Here is a 20510-nt window from a genome sequence, read left to right as displayed (position 1 = left end):
ACAGGAAATGCGTTTCAACCAAGTAAGCTGATTTTCTGATAGGAACTGCCTGACTTCACTCCGCCAACGACGGCTTCTCCCACAGGTTGATGCCGCCTTCCTGAGCGAAGCGGTCGATTTCGGTCAGTTCTTCCTGACTGAATTCGAGGTTTTTCAGTGCTTCGACGTTTTCAATGATCTGCTCCGGACGGCTCGCGCCAATCAAGGCTGAGGTCACGCGCGGATCACGCAGGGTCCAGGCCAATGCCATTTGCGCCAGGCTCTGGCCGCGGCGTTTGGCGATCTCGTTCAATGCGCGAACGTGAGCAATGTTGGCTTCGGACAGGTGAGAGGCCTGCAACGAACCGCCACCCGGACGATTGACCCGGGCATCCTGCGGTACGCCGTTGAGGTATTTGTCGGTCAACAAACCCTGCGCTAACGCAGTGAAGACGATCACTCCGGCGCCCAGCTCATCGGTGGTGTCCAGCAGGTCTTTTTCGACCCAGCGATTGAGCAGGTTGTACGCAGGCTGGTGAATCAACAACGGCACTTTCCACTCTTTCAGCAGCGCGGCGATTTCACGGGTTTTGCTGCCGGAGTAAGAAGAGATACCGATGTACAGCGCCTTGCCCTGCTGCACGGCAGTGGCCAGAGCGCTGGCGGTTTCTTCCAGCGGCGTGTCCGGGTCGAAACGGTGCGAGTAAAAGATGTCGACGTAATCCAGGCCCATACGCTGCAGACTCTGATCGAGGCTGGCCAGCACGTATTTGCGCGAGCCTCCACCCTGGCCGTAAGGGCCGGGCCACATGTCCCAACCGGCTTTGGTGGAGATGATCAGCTCATCGCGATACTGCTTGAAGTCCTCGCGGAACAGCTTGCCGAAATTGCTCTCGGCGCTGCCATAGGGCGGGCCATAGTTGTTGGCCAGATCGAAGTGATTGATGCCCAGGTCGAACGCCGTGCGCAGCATCGCACGTTGAGTGTCGAGCGGCGTGCTGTCGCCAAAATTGTGCCACAGGCCCAGCGATAGCGCGGGCAGTACCAGCCCACTGCGGCCGGTGCGGCGATAGGGGATTTTTTCGTAGCGGTTTTGGGCAGCGGTATAGGTCATTGTGGGTCTCGTGGGGTAGTCGAAGACGGGGTCGTTTGCGCTGGCCAGTGATAAAACTCCAGGCCCAGAGCGCTGCGATTTTTGAAGCCCTTCCAGTAGGTGTGATCAGGTTTTTCGCGTCCGGTTTCGTCTTTCGACCATTTGCCGTCGGCGGCCCGTGGCACCAGAGACAACCAGGGCTGGCTATCGATGCTTTTGAGTTGCTGATCGAGAAAGGCCAGAACAAAGTGCTGATTGATGTTGTTGATGCGGCTTATGTCCCAGACCGGCTCAGCATAGGCGGAAAAATCATCGGGGTGACTGCTTGCGGCCGCAGGGGGCGGATTGGGCGCGATGTTATGCCGGGCATTTTCGTAAACCAGCAGGTAGCGGTTAGCATTCTTTGCGCCTTCAGCCAGGCGTCTGACGCCGTCAGCGTAACCGGCCACATCATCCTGATCGCCAGCAATGAACAGGCTCGGAACGCGCAGTCCCACTAGCCCTTTTTCCTCGAACAGGCTTTGCTGTCCGCCCCATGGCGCGAAGGCGATCAGCGCTTTGATGCGCGCGTCACGTGCGGCTTCGAACGCCGGGTTGCCCGCTTGTCTGGCCTGCAAGGCCGTGCCGGGTACAAAGCGTAGTGCTGCCGCTCCAGTGCCGACGCCTGCAGCATTAAGCACGCCATAGCCGCCCATGGAATAGCCGAGCAGCGCGGTGTGGTTTACGTCTATTTTGCCGGCGAGTGGATTGCCACTGCCTGACTTCGCCCACTCCGTGACCTGGTCCAGCACGAACAGAATATCCAGAGGGCGGTTGAGCAACGTGCTGGCGAAGCCGGCCCGGTCGGCGCGGGTGGATTCAGTGTGATCAATGGCGACGACGATATAGCCGTGGGAGGCGAGAAATTCGGTCAGGTAACTCATCTGCAAGCGTGAGCCCGGATAACCGTGGGACACGATCACCAGCGGGAACGCCTTGGCTGTGCGTGGCTGCGCATCGCGTGCAGCGCGGCCTTTGAACGTGAACGCGGTATTGGGCCGGGCCGGGTTATTGGCGCCTGCACCCAGCACATCGGTGTAAGTGCTCAGCTCGGCCTGGCCGGTTTTCAACTGAGCCGGATACCAGACTTCCAGACGCAGCGGCCGGTCATAGCGCGGGTTGCTGTCCGTGCTGGTAGCCGCGAGGATATTGAGTTGATCGCGATGAATCACGTCAACGGTCCTTACGCCCACCTGATAATCACCGCGTGCGGCCAGTTCAGGCGCATCCGGGCGCGGATCGCCATTGAGCGCGAAGGCGCTGCACGACAGGCTCCATACCAGCAGCAGGCTGGCGACTCTCAAGGGATTGTTTTTCACTCGGAATCTCCGGCAAAGCGATGGCGTGGCCGTTGCAGGCCAAGGTTTTCCCGCAGTGTGTTGCCGCTGTACTCCGTGCGGAATAGCCCGCGGCGCTGTAGTTCAGGTACCACGTAATGGGCAACGTCTTCTAGCCCACCGGGCAGGTGCGGCACCAATACATTAAAGCCATCGGCGGCACGCTCCTCGAACCATGCCTGCAGTTCATCGGCGATTTGCGTAGGGGTGCCGATCAGGCTGTAGTGCCCGCGCCCCCCGGCAATTCGACGGCCCAATTGGGCAAGGGTCAGGTTTTCATCTCGGGACAGTTGGGTCAGCAGCTTCTGGCGACTTTGTTGGCCACTGTCGGTCAACGGCAGTGGTGGCAAGGGTTCGTCTAAGGGGTAACCGGACAGATCGAAATTGCCCAGCATCCGGCCCAGCAAGGCGACGCCAACTTTAGGCTCTACCAACGCCTGAAACGCTTCGAATTTCTCTTGGGCCAGGGCTTCGTTGTCGCCCACCACCACGAGCACGCCGGGCATGATTTTCAGGCTGTCAGGATCGCGGTCGAAGCGTGCCATACGACCTTTGATGTCGGCATAGAACGCCTGGGCATTGGCCAGTGAAGTTTGCGCGGTGAACACTACTTCGGCGGTTTCAGCCGCCATTTCGCGGCCGATTTCCGAAGAGCCTGCCTGCACGACCACCGGTTGCCCTTGAGGTGAGCGAGCGACGTTCAGCGGGCCTTTGACCCGGAAGTGTTCCCCGTGGTGATTCAGCACGTGCAGCTTGGCCGGGTCGTAATACTCGCCGCTGGCCTTGTCGCGAACGAAGGCGTCGTCTTCCCAGCTGTCCCACAGGCCGGTCACGACTTTATGAAACTCGCGCGCGCGGCTGTAGCGTTCTGCGTGACCGATGTGTTCGTCGCGCCCGAAATTCTGCGCTTCAGCGGCTGCGTCGGAGGTCACCAGATTCCAGCCAGCGCGGCCGCCAGACAGATGATCCAGTGAGGCGAACTTGCGCGCCACGTGGTACGGCTCGTTGTAACTGGTGGTGGCGGTGCAGATCAGACCGATGTGCTCGGTGACTGCGCTGAGCGCTGACATCAGGGTCAGCGGTTCAAAATGATCGGAGCGCGCCATGTGGCTGGCGCTTGCACCTGTTGCAGCGGCCACGCTGTCAGCGACGAACAGCGCGTCGAATTTCGCTGCTTCGGCCACTTGGGCCAAATGTTTGTAATGCTTGAAGTCCAGCCCTGCGTTGGCCGGTACGTCCGGGTGACGCCAGGCCGCCACATGGTGCCCGGTGGCCATGAGAAAGGCGCCGAGGCTGAGTTGGCGAGGTGTGTTGCTCATTTGGTGTTCCTTGTTTCGTCGTTCATCTGCTGAAGCCGAGGTCTCATGTGGTGAGTCCAATGTTTGCATGCGACGTGGGACCGGCTTTAGCCGGGAAGAGGCCCTTGAAGTCACTACATCTTCATAAGTCAGAAATGCCGCCTTCCCGGCTGAAGCCGGTCCCACGTCAGCTCGCCGCCCGCTCGCTCCAGCGGTCAAAAATCCTTACGTAACTGCACACCAAAATACCGCTCGTCATCACGCGGTACCGCGCGGGTGATGTAGTTGCCGGTAGCGGCCAGGCCAGGTGAGTAGGATTTGTCCGTCAGGTTTTTGGCCAGTAGCGCTACGCGCCAGCCATTGGTGTAGTCGGCCAGTGCGACGCTGGCGTTCCAGATGCCGTAGGCGCCCTGGACAGTGTCCGGGTTTTGACTGATGTCGTACTGCACTTCGCTCTGCCAGCTGTAATCAGTGCCCAGCTCGACATCCAGACCATTGTCCAGCGGGATGCTGTAGTCAGCCCGCACATAGCTTTTCCAGTCGGGCGAGAAGGGCAGGGTTTTGCCGTCGACGTTGCACGATGCTGCCGCGCCCGCCGGGCAGGCGAAGGTATCGATGCGCGCTTTGGTGTAGGCCACTGCGCCGGAAAACTTCAGGTTCTGGGTGGCTTGCAAGGCAAAATCCGCCTCGACACCTTCGGTGGAAACGCTACCGGCGTTGATCAACCGCGTCACGACGCTACCGGCCACCGTATCGAAGAAGTTCGCTTGATAGTTGTCGTAGTCGCTGTGGAATACCGCAAGGTTGGTGATCAGGCGATTGTTCCAGCTGCTGGCCTTGACGCCCAGTTCCCAAGTATTGGAAGTCTCTGGTTTGAGCGCATCGGTGTCACGCGGCTGCATGTTGAAGAACACGTTGTAAGCCGGGCCTTTGTAGCCGCGTGAATAGGTCAGGTAGGTCATGACGTTATCGGTCAGGTCATATTGCAGACCAAGACGCCCGGACCAGCCATCTTCGTCCACTGAGCCGGAACTGCTGGTGCCCGGATTGATTCCCGGAACCTGGGTTGCGGACGTCGAAACCCGGCGATGGTCATATTCCAGTTCATCGTGAGTCCAGCGCAAACCGGCGATCCCGCGAAACGCCGGAGTGAAGTTCAGCGTGCTTTCGCCAAATACCGAATAACTGTCACTGGTCGTCCCGTAGTCAGCCACACCCACGGCGCTGGCGGTCGGCGTGACCAGCGTGCGGCGATAAGTTTCTTCATCCTTGCCGTGCATGTAATACAGGCCGCCGACGTATTCCAGGAACTGGCCTTTGGGCGAGGCCAGACGCAGTTCCTGCGAGTATTGATTGAAGTCCAGATCGCCCTTGTCTTCGGTGCCGGGGAATGACGCCGTGACATTCGACAGGCGATCGCCGTCCTGCCACTGCGTGTTGTTCCAGCCGCGCCAGGCGGTGATCGACGTCAGGGTGTAATCACCCAGATTCCAGTCCAGTTGCGCTGACAAACCTTTGTTGATGTCTTCAACGTGGCTGCGGTAGTCGCTGACGATATCGCGGTTGTCGTTGCTGGCGCGTACCGGCGCGAGGGCTCCGGCAAAGGCCGGGTTCAGCGTTGAGCTGACGACGCCGTTCGGTGCGTCATCGTGGGCCTGCATGTAGTCGGCGATCACGGTCAGTTTGACGTCATCGTTGGGCGTGAACTCCAGTTTTCCACGCGCCCCCTTGCGGTTGTAACCGTTGACTTCATGGCCGTTGGCCTTGTTGTCGACGTTGCCGTCATAGCTGCCGAACAAGGTCGTGATCGAGCCTTTCAGTGTGTCCGGAATCAGACTGCCACCGATGCCGAAACGAGTGCGGCTTTCGTTGCCGCTGTAGTACGACTGATCGATGTAACCATGGGTTTCTTCAGTGGGTGCCTTGCTGATCACGTTAAGCACGCCCGCTGAAGCGTTCTTGCCGAACAGCGTGCCTTGCGGGCCGCGCAGCACTTCGATGCGGTCCAGATCAAGCAAGTCCAGCGTCGCCTGACCGGGGCGGGCGTAAACCACGCCGTCCACTACTGTCGCGACTGTCGGCTCGACACCCGGCGAGGTGGAGATTGTGCCCACGCCACGGACGAACAACGAGGTGTCTTTGTTCGATGCGCCGGTGCGGAAGTTCAGGCTGGGGATCTGCTGGACGATGCTCGATACGCCGTTGCGGTTATCACGTTCCAGTTGTTCGCCTTCGACTACAGAGACTGCCACCGGTACTTTTTGCAGCGACTCTTCGCGACGGGTTGCCGTTACGGTCACTGCCTGCAAGGTCGCAGTCTGACTTTCGGTATCGGTTGCGCTGCTGTCGGCTGCGATGCCTGGCATTGAAGTCAAAGCCAGTGCTGCGGCGATGGCTTGCGCCAGGCGCGCCGGTTTGATGGTGTCCCCAGAGGTGTGTTGCATGTCGATGCTCGCTTGAAAGATGCCCTGACTGCCGTGACTCTTCGGTCACTGCTCCTGATGTAGGCGTTGGCTGTGTTCCGGCGGCATTCGCTCAAGCGAGTAGCTGACAAGATCATTCCGTTAGCGCTAACATCGTCAGTATCAGCAAGGACGATATAGATCGTCCAATACTCAAAAATTACTTTTATATTCTTTTTTGTTAGAAGGGCATAAGCCTTGAACGATCAGAAAAGGCCGCCGCGCAAACGTCGCGGGGCAGGGCGTATCACGCTGGATACGGTGGCCAGACATGTCGGCGTCTCGACAATGACAGTTTCGCGTTACTTCAATCAGCCGGATCAAGTGTCTGACGAGCACCGCGAGCGTATCGCGGCTGCGGTGGCTGAGCTGGGGTATGTCCCCAATCTGGTGGCGGGCGGTCTGGCGTCGGCGCGCGGGCGGATTGTCGGCATGGTGGTGCCGAACATCTCCGGGCCGATCTTTGCCAGCACGATTCAAGGTTTCAGCGACACCCTGACGCGGCACGGTTATCAGTTGCTGCTGGCGTCGAGTTACTTCTCGGTCGAGCAGGAGGAAAACGCCGTTCGCGCCTTTCTCGGCTGGTCGCCTGCCGCCTTGGTAGTGACCAGTCATTTTCACAGCGCGACCACCGAGAAGATGTTGGCGGACACGGATATTCCACTGGTGGAAACCTGGGATTACCAGCCGGATCGTGCGCCGATCCAGATCGGCTTTTCCCACTACGAAGTGGGTGTCACCGCTGCGCGTTACCTGTATGGCAAGGGCTACCGAAGGATCGCTTTCGTGCAGAACAGCGCACCGGGTGACTTCAGTGCCATTGAGCGTCGTGACGGCTGCGCGGCAGCGTTGGTCGAGTTGGGGCTGACGCCGATCCTGTTTGCGCCGGACTCTGATCGAGCGCCATTTGAAGCAGGAAAACAGGCAATGCAGGCGTTGATGAGTGCGGCTGAAAAGCCCGATGCCATCGTTTTCGCCAACGACAACCTGGCGGCGGGCGGACTGCTGGCAGGGCAGCGTGCGGGGCTGCGTATTCCGCAGGATTGCGCGGTGCTGGGCTTTGGTGATTACGCGTTTGCCGAGATGCTGTTGCCGAGTTTGAGCACGATCAAACCGCCCGCGCTGGAGATCGGCGTGCTGGCCGCAACCCGGTTGCTGCAAAGCCTGGGGGTGGTCGAGCTGGAAGGAGAGTTGCAGCGCTTGAACCTGCTCAAGTGTGAAGTGATTGAGCGGGAGAGTACGTGATTCCGAGCTGGGGATTTTTCTTGTGGGAGCAGAGCTTGCTCGCGATAAGGCTGGACTCGGTTCACTTTAAATCCCGTCCAGACTTATCGCGGGCAAGCCCAGCTCCCACAGGTCAGCATTCGCAAATTAAAATCGGGTGTTATGCAATTTGAGAATAACCATCTGAGAAAATATTCTTTTAAGAAATATATCGTCTCGTGGATTATTTAACCCAGGCGTCGTTGCAGAGCCAGCCGCTCTGCCTCGGGCTTTTCATTTGAAGGTTTTGCAGGAGCACACAATGGGCAATGTCCAAAGCGCCAGCGCACTCGATGTGCTGTGGCGTCCGGCACCGGGCGGCGAGCTGCTCGATCTGGGGCGCGTTTATCGCGGTCCCTTGGCGCTGTCGCGTCTGCACAGCACGCCGAAACGGATTTTGAGCCGTCGTGAAGCCGTATTGCTGGGCGTGTTCGCCTTGGTGTTGCACGGCGCGGTCATTTACTGGGTCAACCAGAATCCGCCTGCTCCGTTGCCGGTAGCACCACCCGAAGTTCCACCGATGACGATCGAGTTTTCCCAGCCTGCGCCGCCAGTGCCAGTGTTAGAAACGCCACCGCCGCCCGAGCCCATCGTGCAGCCGGTCGTCGAGGAACCACCACCGCCTGTGGAAGACGAACTCGCGGTCAAACCGCCACCGCCCAAGCCGATTCCAAAGCCCAAGCCGGTTGTAAAACCTGTGCCCAAGCCGGTCGCCAAACCCGTTGAGCAACCGCCAGCCCCGCCGACGCCGCCACAACCGGTTGCAGCACCTGCGCCGCCCGCGCCACCTGCACCAAAACCAGTAACGCCAGCTTCTGCCAATGCCGGTTACCTGAAAAATCCGGCTCCGGAATACCCGGCACTGGCCATGCGTCGCGGTTGGGAAGGTACGGTGTTGTTGCGAGTGCATGTACTGGCCAGCGGCAAGCCGGGTGAGATTCAACTGCAGAAAAGCAGCGGACGCGATCAGCTCGACGACGCGGCCCTGGCAGCGGTTAAACGCTGGAGTTTTGTACCGGCCAAGCAGGGCGATGTTGCCCAGGACGGCTGGGTCAGCGTGCCCATCGATTTCAAGATTCGTTAACCCTTATTCGTTTGAATCTGCGAGCTACCTGAGCAAAAGGCGCATCGCTACACAACTTGTCTTGTTCAGAGACATGCCTTATTCAGAGAGAGCCGCGCCATGAACCTACTTGCTTCCCCTTTCGAATCCGTTGAGCATGCCGTCATCTGGCTGCTGGTCCTGTTTTCCGTTGCGACCTGGGGCCTGGCCCTGCTCAAAGGCGTGCAGTTCACCCGCCTGAAGAATCAGGATCGCAAATTCCACAAGCAATTCTGGGCCGCATCGAGCCTTGATTCCGCCGCGCAACTGGCTCAGGAACAACCGGGTGCAGCCGCTCGTGTAGCGCTGGCCGGTTACGCCGCGATTCAGGTGCCGGACGGTGCGCAAGCTGCTGACCTGAGCCAGGCGATCAATCATCAGGACCGTCTGGAGCGTGCCCTGCGTCAGCAAATCGTGCGTGAACGCCGTTCGCTGGAAACCGGCCTTGCGGTAGTTGCCAGTATCGGCAGCACCTCGCCGTTTATCGGTCTGTTCGGTACGGTCTGGGGCATCATGTCTGCCTTGAAAGGCATCAGCGCAGCGGGTTCAGCGAGCCTTGAAACCGTTGCCGGGCCTATCGGCGCTGCGCTGGTCGCCACGGGTGTTGGTATCGCGGTCGCGGTACCAGCGGTGCTGGTTTACAACTACTTCCTTCGCCGTTTGAAACTGACTGCCGCTGACCTGGATGACTTTGCCCACGACTTCTATAGCCTGGCGCAGAAGAACTCGTTCCGCGTCCTGTTGCACCCAGTGCTGACCAAGCACGGCGCACCCGCTGTAGGCCACAAAGTGCAGGAGGCGTCCTGAGATGGCTTTCTCCACACAAGACAGCGATGAAGTCCTGAGCGAGATCAACGTCACGCCGCTGGTGGATGTGATGCTGGTGCTGCTGGTGGTGTTTATCGTCACCGCGCCACTGCTGACCAACTCGATTCCGATCAATTTGCCGAAGACTGAATCGGTCGCCCCGGTGGAGCAGAAAGACCCGCTGGTGGTGAGCATCGACGGGCAGGGCAAGCTGTTCATCAACAAGGATGAAATCCAGCCGGACCTGTTGGAGACCAACCTCAAGGCCGCCAAGGAAAAAGCCCCGGATGTACGGGTGCAATTGCAGGCCGATAACGGTGTGAACTATGGGGAAGTGGCGCGAGCCATGGCGTCCATTGAACGGGCAGGGATTACCAAGTTGTCGGTGATCACCGCCAAGTAAGACGCTGGAAGCAACTCAAAAACTTCGTTGTTTTTACAGGCTGTTCCTTTGGCATGAGGGCAGCCTGTTTTTTTATGCAAACTCAATTTCGAATTGAAATGGAGTCCCCTTGTGGGACCGGCTTTAGCCGGGAAGCGGCCAGTACAGCCGCTGAATTTGTGCCGTCAGAAATATCGCTTTCCCGGCTAAAGCCGGTCCCACGCCGACGCATTAACCCTTCGGCCAACCACCGCCCAGTGCGCGGTACAGTCTGACCCGATCAATTGCCGCCGCCGTCGCGCTATCCACCAGAGCACTTTGGGTATCCAGCAACGCACGCTGCACATTCAGCACGTTGATGAAGTCCGCCGCACCCTGGGCGTAGCGATCCCGGGCAGTGCTCAGGGCGATATTGTTCTGGCTGACGGCTTCCTGCAACGCAGTGTGTTTTTGCTTCTCTGCGGCATAGTCCGTCATGGCGTTATCAACTTCATGCCAGGCCCCGAGTACCACACGCTGGTAATTGAGTGCCGCTTCCTGCTCCTGCCGTTTGCGCAGTTCCAGGGTGCCGGTCAGGCGGCCGCCCTGAAAGATCGGCAGGTACAGGCTTGGGCCATAGGTCCATTGGCGAGAACTCCACGCGCCCACATCCGAGCCGTCCAGCGCTTGCGTGCCGAAGCCCGCACCCAGGCTGACCCGTGGATAAAAGTCCGCTTGTGCCACGCCAATTGCCGCAGTGGCCCGGTGCAGGGCCGCTTCGCTTTGCTGGATATCCGGCCGTCTTTGGGCCAGTTCCGAAGGCAGGCCCAGCGGCACGTCCGGTGCTGGATGAGGAATATTTTTCGGTTCGAGCAGTTCAGCGCTCAATGCGCGAGGCGGTTCGGCGAGCAGGTAACTCAGGGCGTTGATGAGGCGATCCTGTTCGGCACCCAGAGTTGGAATCACCGCTTCGATGGTCGCCACCTGCGCGGCTGCGTTGGACGTGTCGAGATTGGTGGTCACGCCATTGTCGAAACGGGCCTGAGTCAACTGCCGACTCTGTCTGGCAATCTCCAGGTTCTGCCGTGCAACGCCGAGTTTGGCCTGCACGCCGCGCAGGCGGATGTAATCGGTGGCGGTTTCGGCGGCGATGCTCAACAGCACGCCGTCGCGCTGGGCCTGGGTCAGTTCGATTTCCGCATCGGCGGCTTCGACGTTGCGCCGTACATGGCCCCAGAGATCTAGCTCCCAACTGGCATCCAGCGTCGCGCTCCACAATTCGAACGGGGACTGGCCTTGTTCACCGGAAGGATCATTGAGACCTTCGGCGCTGTTGCGCGCGCGGCGATAACTGCCATTGGCGGCAACGCCGGGCAATTGCTGGCTGCCGGTAACCTGACGCATGACCCGGCTTTGCTCCAGGCGATTACTGGCTTCGCGCACGTCGAGATTGGCCTTGGCGGCTCGTTCCACCAGCGCAGTCAATTGCGGGTCGCCCAGTTGCTGCCACCATTGGCTGTCCGCAGGGCTGCCCGGCGTAGCGCCGGGGCGCACGCTACCTTGCCAGGTCTGCGGCAGCTGCGCTTGCGGGCGTTGAAAGTCAGGGCCGACCGAGCAGGCACCGAGGCTGACCATAGCGGCAAACAGCAGGCAACGTTTCATCTCAGTGCTCCTGCGCGGTGTCGATTCGCGCCACGACCGACATACCGATCCGCAGCTTTTGCAAATCTGGCTGATCGGCATCGAACCTGATTTTCACCGGCAGACGCTGGGTCACTTTGGTGAAGTTACCGGTCGCGTTATCCGGCGCGATAGGCGAGAACGAGACACCGGTCGCCGGGGCAATACTGTCGATGTAGCCGCTGAAGGTGTGATCAGGAAAGCTGTCCACGCTCAGTTCGACTTTCTGTTGCGGCTGCATGTGAGCCAGCTGGGTTTCGCGGAAGTTGGCGACCACGAAGGCGTCCTGCAAAGGAACAATGGCCATCAAGGCTTGCCCCTGAGAAACATACGCGCCGACGCGGACCGAGCGCTGACCGACCATGCCGTCTTGCGGCGCGGTAATGCGGGTGTAGGACAGATTCAGATCAGCCTGTTGCAAGGCGGCCTCGTCTTTGGCCAGCGCTGCCTTGGCCACTTCCAGCTGCGCCTTGAGTACATCCAGACTCTTGGACGCGGCGACACGCGAGGCTTCATCGCGATCACGGGCGGCTTGCCAGCCCAGCAGTTCGGCATCGGCTTTCTGGCGTTCCTGCTGAGTACCGGCCCCGGCGTTGGACAGGTTCAGGTAACGCTTGGCGTTTTCCTGAGCAAACTTGAGCGATGCAGCCGTAGCGCGCGTGGTAGCGGCGGCTTGATCAATGACCGCAGCCTGCCGTTCGATACTGGCCTTGAGGTTCTGGATTTGCGCGGACGCCGCTTCAACGTTGGCCTTGGCCGACAGTTGCGCGACGCGGTAATCGGCATTGTCGATTTCAGCCAGCAGGTCGCCGGCCTTGACCCGCTGGTTGTCTTCAACGGCGATGTTGCTGATCTGTCCGGAAAGGCGCGGCGAAACCATTACCGAGTCGGCGCGGATGTAAGCGTCGTCGGTCTGTTGCACGGTGCCGCCGCTGATCAGGCGATAACCGATGTAAGCGACGCAAACGACGACGGCGACGCAGGCCAGGGAGAGGGCGGTTCTGTGCTGTTTCATGACGGTACCGGAGATTGCGGTGGATAGGCGCGCTTGGGCAGGGTCAGCAGAATGACCAGCAAAACGCCGATGATGGCCAGCAATGCGAGGAAGGCATCGCTGAAACTCAATACGTAGGCTTGTTCCTTGACCTGACGGGCCAGCGCAGCAGTGCTCTGAACGCTGTGCAGAGGTTCCAGGCCTTGCAGCCTTGTGCCCACACCGTCGAGCAATACGTTGGAGTGGAAGTGCTCGCGGTGGGTGACAAAGTTTTCCAGCGCAGCCCCGGCAATCACCGAAAACAGCCCGCGCAGTGTGTTGACCATTGAAGAGGCGAACGGCCCTTCAAGGGGCTGAATCACCCCTGTTGCATTCATCAGCAACGGCACCACCACCATGGGCTGGCCGAAGGTGTGCAGTAATTGCAGCAGGTAGAAATCGTCGCGGATCCATTCGCTGGTGATCTGCGAGCCGCCCAGACAGGCGAGGGTCAGCAACCCGAGGCCGAAGGCAATCACATAACGCGAGTCGACCCAATTGCGATTGATCATCCAGGCCACCAGCGGCGCAATCAGCAATTGCGGCAGGGCGATGATCAACGCAGTCGGCATGGTTTGCAGCGGGCGGTAGCCTTGAATCTGGGTCAGGTAAGACGCCGGGATTGCGCTGCCCGCCAGCCCGACAAAGAGAAACAGGCACAAGGTGATCAGGCCGTAGCTGAAGTTGCGACGCTTGAGCAATTGCAGTTTGAACAGCGGCAGCGGATGAAACCATTCGTTGACCAGAAACGCGGGCAGACACACTGCAGCACCCAGTAACAGGAAGCTGATCAGTGACGAGTTGAGCCAGTCCAGACGCTCGCCCTGTGTCAGCGCGATGATCAGCATGGAGACGCCGCTGACCCCCAGCAACGCCCCGCGCCAGTCTGCCTGTTTGAAGCGTTCCAGGCGCAACGGATCCTGTGGCAACCCATAAGCAATCAGCGCAGCCCCGATCAGCCCGGACGGGATGATCTGCCAGAAGACCATTCGCCAGTCGACACCTTCGGTCCACAGTGCGGCCAGCGGCATCGCCAGATTAGGGCCGAAAGTCGCCGTCAGCGCATAGGCTGACAAACCGTACAACTTGATATGCCACGGCAGAAAACGTAATGCGGCAGTCATCAGCAACGGCGGTAGCGCACCGCCTGCGATGCCTTGCAATACGCGCAGGGTGACAAGACTTTCCAGATTCGGCGCGAAGGGGATGATTGCGCCGAAAAACGTAAAGGCGAAGGTCGCGACGATGGCAAAGCGACGCAGGGAAAAGGTCACTGCAAACCATGGCGCAAGCAGCATGGCCGAGACTTCGGCAGCAGCGTAGACCGAACTGACCCACGTGCCGTCATCGTGTCCCAGACCGTACACGCCTAGAATGTCGGCCAGCGTGATATCGGTGACCCGATCGTTGATTCCGGAAGTCAGCGCAGCAATCAGCACGCCGACCAGACCCAGTGCCAGACGGATCGTAAAGGGTGCGGGAGAGGGCGGTGGTGGAGGCGCTGACACGTAAAAATCCTGCTGAGAGTGTTTCAGTTATTAACTGTAAGGCGGTACACTGTATCAATCAGTGGTACTTATGACAAGGTGTGTCCATGACGACAACGGATCCAGATCGCGGTGGCGTGCAGGTTATTTCCCGGGCGGCAGCGATCCTGCGCAGCCTTGAAGGAGAGCCTGCCGGTTTGAGCCTTGGGGAAATCGCCAAGCGTTGTGAGTTGCCTCGTTCCACGGTGCAGCGGTTGGTCGATGCACTGGCACTGGAAGAGCTGCTGGAGGTACACGGGCGCGGCGGAATCTGTCTGGGTCCGGCGTTGATGCGTCTGGCTTCCCATAGCCATGTGGATATCGTGCAGAAGGCGCGCCCTTACCTCGAAAGGCTGGGAGCGGAGACTGGAGAAACAATTGTGCTGGCCAGTGCTGCGGGGGCTGAGCTATTGATTTTGCACACCGTGGTGTCGAGTCATTCCTTGAGGGTTTCCTCCGGACCGGGGGGCATTTTGAACATCTATGGCATTGGTGGGGGTAAAGCCTTGCTGGCCAGGATGGACAACGAATCAGTGGTCAAACTGATCGGCCGCAAGATCAAGCCGCTGACGGCCAATACCCTCACATTGCCCGAGCTGCTCGAGCAGTTGGAAAGCATCAGGAAAACCGGGATTTCCTATGGCAACGAAGAGCACACCCAAGGCGTGGCCTCGGTGGCCGTGAGTCTGCAAACCCCACAGGGCTTCTACTCAATTGACGTCGCAGGCCCGGCCTGGCGAATTGCCCAGGCCAGAGAGAGCATCGAGAAAGCGCTGCTCAAGTGCCGGGAAGAGTTGATGAGTGGGTTGCGGGGTGTTGAATAAGAGCAGGACCCTGTAGGAGCTGCCGAAGGCTGCGAAAGCGATCTTCCCGACATGCGGCCATCGCAGCCTTCGGCAGCTCCTACAGGTAGGTATACCCCTCAGCTACCCTGCAACGGCTTGGCATCCTGGAAGAAGTAGTCCTTCCACGACTCAGGCTTGTTCTTGATCGCGCCGACGCGGTGCAGAAACTCAGCCATCGGGTAGGTGTTCTTCGGTGTGATGGTGAACTCGAAGTCTTTGTTGTCGATGATTTTCAGCAGCGCATCCCGGTCGATTTTTGCTTTGGTGACGCGGATGTAAGTGTCTGCCGCAGCACCTTTGTCCTTGCGGATAAAGTCTTCAGCTTCGCTCAGCGCCTCGATGAACGCCTTGTAGGTCTTCGGGTTCTCGTTGCGGAATTTCTCGGTGGCGAACAACAGAGTCGGCGAATTCGGACCCAGCAGGTCGTAGGTGTTGAGCACCACATGCACGCCTTTTGCGGCTACTTCCTGCTCCTGAAACGGCGGGTTGGAGAAGTGCCCGGTCAGCTCGGTGCCGCCGGCAATGATGCTCGCAGCGGCGTCAGGGTGCGGCAGGCTGACGGTGTATTTATCCAGTCGCGCATATTCTGCATCGCCCCACAGTTTGGCGGACGCGTATTGCAGATAACGTGATTGCACCGAAACGCTCACCGCCGGGACCGCGATGCGATCTTTCTCGGTGAAGTCAGCGATGGTTTTTACCTTGGGATTGTTGCTCACCAGGTAATACGGGAAGTTACCCAGCGAAGCCACGGCCTTGACGTTCTGCTTGCCGTGAGTCCGGTCCCAGATGGTCAGCAATGGCCCGACACCCGCACCGGCAATATCCACAGCTCCGGTCAGCAGTGCGTCATTGACGGCTGCGCCACCCGACAATTGCGTCCAGTCGACCTTGATGTCCACGCCATCCGCCTTGCCGTGTTTCTCGATCAGGTTCTGATCGCGCACCACGTTGAGCAGCAGATAAACGATGCCGAACTGCTCGGCGATGCGCAGTTGCCCTTCAGCCTGAGCGGCGGTCGGCATGGCGAGGCTGCCGGTCAGCAGCGTAGCCGCCAGGCCAAGCGAGGTGGCCAGGCGGGAAAGTCGAGGGCGACGTGTCGAGGTTTTTGTCATGCCGTGCTCCAGCGTTTAACAGAGAAAGATGTACGCGATGGAGCAGACGATATAGGTATAAGAAAAAATATTTAAATAACATTAATGAATAACGTTATGGTCAATAAACGGCTGTTCGCCAAATGATCTTGCGCGCCCTCAAGCAGCTCATGCGTGACTTCACCGCAGTCAATTGTGCTTGTTGTTGATATAACATAACATTGGTTTGTCTTGTCAGGATTGTGCGCAGCCGTTCGTTTTTTACTGATAGCAGCCGCTTTTGCTTCAACCCCTCACCATGAGTTTCTCGATGACGACCCATCTTCTGAAGCCGTCGGCTTCCACTCGATTGCAGTCGATCGACGCGTTGCGCGGCCTGATCATTCTGTTCATGTTACTCGACCATGTTCGCGAGACCTTCCTGCTGCATCTTCAGGTTTCGGACCCGATGGACGTGGCCACCACGCCGCCTGAGTTGTTTTTCAGCCGTACGCTGGCGCATCTGTGTGCGCCGCTGTTCATCTTCCTGACCGGCCTGTCGGCATACCTCTATGGCGAACGCCATGGGGCGAGTGAGGTGTCGGGCTTTCTGTTCAAGCGCGGGCTGTTCCTGATTGCTCTGGAAGTTACGCTGGTGAACTTTGCCTGGACCTTCCAGTTTCCGCCGACCACGGTTTATTTGCAGGTCATCTGGGCCATCGGCCTGAGCATGGTGGCATTGGCGATTCTGGTGCGGCTGCCAAGACCTGCATTGGTGGTCATCGGTGTGGTGATCATTGCCGGGCATAACCTGCTGGACACGTTGCACTTCACTCAGGAATCAGCGATGTATGTGCCGTGGGCGATCCTGCATGATCGGGGTTGGCTGGTGCCTTGGGATGGTCTGCGTTTGCGCACTTCGTATCCGCTGTTGCCGTGGATTGGGGTCATTGCCCTGGGTTACGCGGCGGGTCCGTGGTTCGCTTCCGGGGCTGATGCGCGCAAGCGTCAGAACAGGCTCGCACTGGCTGGTCTGGGTCTGCTGGTGCTGTTCTTCCTGTTGCGTCTGGTGAACGGTTACGGCGAGAAGCCCTGGTCAGTGGGTGAGACCAGCGTGCAGACGCTGATGAGCTTCTTCAACATCACCAAGTACCCGCCATCGCTGCTGTTTCTCAGCCTGACGCTGGGCATCGGTCTGTTGTTGCTGGTCTGGTTTGAAAAGGCGGCAGGGCGGGCGTGGTCCAAGCCGCTGCTAGTGTTCGGTGCCGCACCGATGTTCTTCTACCTGCTGCACCTGTATGTGCTGAAGATTCTGTACCTGATTGCCGTGGCGATCTGGGGTACGAACAAAGGTAATTACTTTGGCTTCGATTCGGTGGGCGCGGTGTGGCTGTGCTCGGTGTTGCTGGCGGTGGGGCTGTTTCCTGCCGTCAAGGCGTTCGCCAGCTTCAAGGCGCGGCGCAAGGACATTGCGTGGTTGAAGTATTTCTGAAATCTGAACATGTAGACGCGGTGTCTCGAGGCAAACGCTAGACCTGTAGGAGCGCACGAGCACCTACAGGTTTTGGGTGTTTCGCGACAGTGCGGTAATCAGGGACGCGGGCGACCTCGCATCTGTCATGCCGTTACTCGTGATGCGGCTCACCGACAAAGGTCAGTGAAGTAAACAACCCTTGTTCATCGATGTCCGGGTTGCCGCTGACCTTCACTACCGTCTCGGCGGCAATGATATTCAGGCCTTCGTTACGCACCACGACATTGGCCCGGCCCTGGGCGTCGGTGGTTGCGCTGACTTCGTCCGGCTGGCTGCGGTAGTCACCGATCAATTTGATCCCCGCCAATGGCTTGCCATCCAGCAGCACTTGCACCGGTAGCGCTTTGCCTGGCCCGACGCTCAGCGGGTCGGCCTGGGGCACGATGACCAGCCGCAGACGTTTCAGGGGCGGCAGTTTCACGCCCGGTTCATAGATCGCCAGGCTGTACTTGAACGTTTCCAGCGCCGTGACCGCACCAAGGACTTTCGTGCGGCCTTCATTGGTCCATTTTTTGTCGGCAGTCTGCGACCACATGCCGTTGTTCAGCGCCATAAACATCACTGCGGGCCTGCTCAAAGGTTGCAGGCGCGCATGGTCGGCAAGCCGCTCGACCGTCACCGGGATCATCTTGCCATTCACGTCATAGGCCCACGCGCCGCTGACTTTTTCCGCTTTGAATTTGCTGTCCTCGGCGCCATGGCCATAAACCACTTCGATGTTGCCGCGACGTTCTTCCGTCCACAGGCCATGAGCGCCGGCTTGTTGGACGGAGAAAGCGCCGAGCAGGCTCAGGGCCAGAATTGTTTTTGTAGCGTGCATGGTGAGTCCTTGTTGATCAGAGGCTGAGGGAAAGACTGACGGTCAGATTGCGTGGTTCGCCGGGGGCGACCCAGTAGTTGCTGTAGGAACGCTCGAAATATTTCTCATCGAACAGGTTGTTCAGGTTCAGGCCGACGGTGACGTTTTCAGTGGCTTTGTAATGGGCCAGCAAGTCAACGGTGTGGTAGGCGGGCAGTTCGAAGCTTGTGCCAGCCTCGCCGGATCGATCACCGACATAGGTGAATGCCGCGCCCAGATCCGAGCCTTTAAGCACACCATTCTGAAACTCGTACACCCCCAGCAGACTGCCGCTGTGTTTGGCGACGCCAAGGATGCGGCTGCCGGTCGGGATCGTCGTATCGCCTTTGGTGACCTCTGCGTCGATGTAGGCGAATGCGCCAATCACTCGCACCGCGTCTGTCACTTGCCCGGTAAATTGCATGTCAACACCCTGGCTGCGAGCTTTACCTACAGCCCGGTTTGAGTCGGTGCCTGGGTCAAGCGCGAGTACATTTTCCTTTTCGATATGGAAAGCGGCGAGGGTGGCGCTCAGGCGGTCGTCGAACAGGTCCGTCTTGATCCCGGCTTCATAGCCCACGCCTTCCTCGGGCTTGAAGCTCTTGCCCGCGGCATCAAAACCGTTATTGGGTTTAAACGAAGTGGAAGCGTTGGCAAACAGGCCGACTTGCGGGATGAGTTGATACAGCAGGCCGGTGCGATAGGTCAGCGCGTCGTGTTGCTGCTTGTTGGTAACGCTGCGGGTGTAGTCGTCGGTGCTCTGCTCGAAGTGCTCAAAGCGCGCGCCGATCATGCCGCGCAGTTTGTCGGTGAACACGATCTGGTCCTGCAGGTTCAGCGCCTGGCTTTCGACGTGCTCAAAGAAGTCTGTACCGGAGCGCACGCCGTTGGGCTTGGGCTGGCCATAAACCGGCTGGTAGATATCGATGGCATAAGGGCTGCCGGCGGTATTGGTCACGCGCTCGTTCTTGCGATAGTTCTCGTACTCGGTACCGATCAACAGCTGATGTTCCCAACTGCCGATGTCCACCAGACCACGCAGCTCAAGCTGGGTAATGCTGTCGTGCCAGTTCATATCCCGTTCGCGGTAGCGACGGTTGACTGTGCGACCGTCAGCATTCAGTGCGCGGCTTTCCGAGGCGTAACCGGACAGCTCGCCTTCCTTGTAGTGGCTTGCCAGACGCAGCGACCAGAAGTCATTCAACTGGTGCTCCAGCGCCGCCTGAATCATGTTGTTGTCGTTATCAATGTCGCCGTCGTTTGGCTCTCCAAGGAAGGTTCGGCGAGACATGCCGCTCCATTTGTTGTTGGGGGCAACGATGCCGCGATCAAAGGTTGAGCTGTGGCGGACGAACTCGGTCTCCACCGATAAATGCGTGTCCGGACTCAACTGCCAGCTGAACGTCGGGGCGACGAATACCCGCTTGCTTTCGACGTGATCGCGAAAGCTGTTGTTGTCTTCCACGGCGAGGTTCACTCGGGAAAGTACAGTCTTGTCGTCGTTCAGCGGAGCATTGACGTCCAGTGCTGTGCGATAACGATCCCAGCTGCCTGCGCTGGTTTGCAGGGTGGTGAAAGCATCGGCCTGAGGTTTCTTGGTGACGATGTTGACCGTACCGCCGGGGTCGCCGCGACCATACAGGCTCGCTGCGGGGCCTTTGAGCACTTCAATGCGCTCGACGCTGGCCGCGTCCGGTGTGCTCGGATAACCGCGATTGGCGCTGAACCCATCCTTGTAGAACTCGGAAGTGGTGAAGCCGCGAATGCTGTATTCGTAGAGGGTCAAGCCGCCGAAATTGTTCTGTTTCGATACGCCCCCGGCGTAGTCCAGAGCGCGTTCCACGTTAGAGCTGCCCAAGTCCGTCAGAACGCTAGCGGGGACCACACTGATGGATTGCGGAATATCTTTGATGGCCGTATCGGTCTTCGTCGCAGTGGCGGAGCGGGTGGCACGGTAGCCGCTGACCGGGCCTGTGGCTGACTCATAGTTTGCGTCAGCGTTTACCGTAATCGTGTCGAGTTCATAAGTGTTCGGTGTTTGTTCTGCGTAGCTGGCATCGGCCAAAAGACCAAAAGCGAGGCCTGCGAATGAGGCCATTTTGCGAGGGGGCATTTCTGATATTCCTTATAGATTAGTTACAGTATAACGTCTCTATCGGGAATTATTTCTATTTGTGTGTTGGAGTGGGCTATGGCTGATTGTTTCTGAATGTTGCGGCGGGTCGAGGTTTGACGCTCGA

Annotated in this window: 16 protein-coding genes; 6 read left to right on the top strand and 10 right to left on the bottom strand. The window is 59.0% G+C overall.

All coding sequences use genetic code 11. The features are described 5' to 3' along the window. Window positions 1-55: 55 nt before the first annotated feature. The 4 genes from mgrA to AUC60_RS06105 form a co-directional block, all read right to left on the bottom strand. Window positions 56-1093 (bottom strand): L-glyceraldehyde 3-phosphate reductase, encoded by a 1038-nt coding sequence (mgrA, locus tag AUC60_RS06120; protein WP_087265192.1) that lies wholly within the window; start codon window positions 1091-1093, stop codon window positions 56-58. Continuing rightward, entirely contained in the window at window positions 1090-2430 is a 1341-nt protein-coding gene (locus tag AUC60_RS06115; RefSeq protein WP_238599521.1) for an alpha/beta hydrolase family protein, read from the bottom strand. The genes mgrA and AUC60_RS06115 overlap by 4 nt, the downstream gene beginning before the upstream one ends. Then, the gene (locus AUC60_RS06110; protein WP_087265191.1) at window positions 2427-3767 is read right to left on the bottom strand and encodes an LLM class flavin-dependent oxidoreductase; all 1341 of its coding nucleotides are present in this window, start codon (window positions 3765-3767) and stop codon (window positions 2427-2429) included. The genes AUC60_RS06115 and AUC60_RS06110 overlap by 4 nt, the downstream gene beginning before the upstream one ends. Window positions 3768-3961: 194 nt before the next feature. Beyond that, window positions 3962-6190 carry a TonB-dependent receptor gene (locus tag AUC60_RS06105; protein WP_087265190.1) on the bottom strand — a complete coding sequence of 743 codons (2229 nt, stop codon included), beginning with the start codon at window positions 6188-6190 and terminating at the stop codon, window positions 3962-3964. A 216-nt stretch (window positions 6191-6406) separates the two neighbouring features. On the opposite strand from AUC60_RS06105, the gene AUC60_RS06100 reads away from it, so the two are divergent. The 4 genes from AUC60_RS06100 to AUC60_RS06085 all read left to right on the top strand — a co-directional run bounded on the left by AUC60_RS06100 (window position 6407) and on the right by AUC60_RS06085 (window position 9783). Beyond that, window positions 6407-7453 (top strand): LacI family DNA-binding transcriptional regulator, encoded by a 1047-nt coding sequence (locus AUC60_RS06100; RefSeq protein ID WP_087265189.1) that lies wholly within the window; start codon window positions 6407-6409, stop codon window positions 7451-7453. A 280-nt stretch (window positions 7454-7733) separates the two neighbouring features. Then, entirely contained in the window at window positions 7734-8555 is an 822-nt protein-coding gene (locus tag AUC60_RS06095; protein ID WP_087265188.1) for an energy transducer TonB, read from the top strand. A 99-nt stretch (window positions 8556-8654) separates the two neighbouring features. Next, on the top strand, window positions 8655-9380 hold the full coding sequence (locus AUC60_RS06090) for a MotA/TolQ/ExbB proton channel family protein (RefSeq protein ID WP_087265187.1): 726 nt from the start codon (window positions 8655-8657) through the stop codon (window positions 9378-9380). Window position 9381: 1 nt separating this feature from the next. Further along, the gene (locus AUC60_RS06085) at window positions 9382-9783 is read left to right on the top strand and encodes an ExbD/TolR family protein (RefSeq protein WP_087265186.1); all 402 of its coding nucleotides are present in this window, start codon (window positions 9382-9384) and stop codon (window positions 9781-9783) included. Window positions 9784-9993: 210 nt separating this feature from the next. Here the strand turns inward: AUC60_RS06085 and AUC60_RS06080 are convergent, their stop codons facing one another. The 3 genes from AUC60_RS06080 to AUC60_RS06070 are packed head-to-tail and all read right to left on the bottom strand — an operon-like array spanning window position 9994 to window position 13962. Further along, the gene (locus AUC60_RS06080) at window positions 9994-11403 is read right to left on the bottom strand and encodes an efflux transporter outer membrane subunit (RefSeq protein ID WP_087265185.1); all 1410 of its coding nucleotides are present in this window, start codon (window positions 11401-11403) and stop codon (window positions 9994-9996) included. 1 nt (window position 11404) lies between these two features. Next, window positions 11405-12436: an HlyD family secretion protein gene (locus AUC60_RS06075; protein ID WP_087265184.1), complete on the bottom strand. Its 1032-nt coding sequence runs from the start codon at window positions 12434-12436 to the stop codon at window positions 11405-11407. Beyond that, window positions 12433-13962 carry an MFS transporter gene (locus AUC60_RS06070; RefSeq protein ID WP_087265183.1) on the bottom strand — a complete coding sequence of 510 codons (1530 nt, stop codon included), beginning with the start codon at window positions 13960-13962 and terminating at the stop codon, window positions 12433-12435. The genes AUC60_RS06075 and AUC60_RS06070 overlap by 4 nt, the downstream gene beginning before the upstream one ends. A gap of 86 nt (window positions 13963-14048) precedes the next feature. Here AUC60_RS06070 and AUC60_RS06065 point away from each other — a divergent pair, with 86 nt between their 5' ends. After that, window positions 14049-14804, top strand: a complete 756-nt coding sequence (locus AUC60_RS06065) for an IclR family transcriptional regulator (RefSeq protein WP_087265182.1) — start codon at window positions 14049-14051, stop codon at window positions 14802-14804. A 98-nt stretch (window positions 14805-14902) separates the two neighbouring features. On the opposite strand, the gene AUC60_RS06060 is transcribed toward AUC60_RS06065, so the two are convergent. Further along, on the bottom strand, window positions 14903-15940 hold the full coding sequence (locus tag AUC60_RS06060) for an ABC transporter substrate-binding protein (protein WP_087265181.1): 1038 nt from the start codon (window positions 15938-15940) through the stop codon (window positions 14903-14905). A gap of 289 nt (window positions 15941-16229) precedes the next feature. Between AUC60_RS06060 and AUC60_RS06055 the strand changes: the two genes are divergently transcribed. After that, window positions 16230-17390, top strand: a complete 1161-nt coding sequence (locus AUC60_RS06055; protein WP_087265180.1) for an acetyltransferase domain-containing protein — start codon at window positions 16230-16232, stop codon at window positions 17388-17390. 133 nt (window positions 17391-17523) lie between these two features. Here AUC60_RS06055 and AUC60_RS06050 read toward each other — a convergent pair whose 3' ends face one another. Together AUC60_RS06050 and AUC60_RS06045 are read right to left on the bottom strand one after the other, a co-directional pair. Continuing rightward, window positions 17524-18252, bottom strand: a complete 729-nt coding sequence (locus AUC60_RS06050) for a DUF4198 domain-containing protein (protein WP_087265179.1) — start codon at window positions 18250-18252, stop codon at window positions 17524-17526. 16 nt (window positions 18253-18268) lie between these two features. Continuing rightward, a complete protein-coding gene (locus AUC60_RS06045) occupies window positions 18269-20383 on the bottom strand; it encodes a TonB-dependent siderophore receptor (RefSeq protein ID WP_087265178.1) in 2115 nt (704 codons plus the stop codon). Window positions 20384-20510 lie beyond the last annotated feature (127 nt).

Source organism: Pseudomonas caspiana (assembly GCF_002158995.1).
GTDB classification, from domain to species: Bacteria; Pseudomonadota; Gammaproteobacteria; order Pseudomonadales; family Pseudomonadaceae; genus Aquipseudomonas; species Aquipseudomonas caspiana.
The sequence above is the reverse complement of the archived record's forward strand: the minus strand, read 5'-3'. Positions and strand labels throughout refer to the sequence as shown.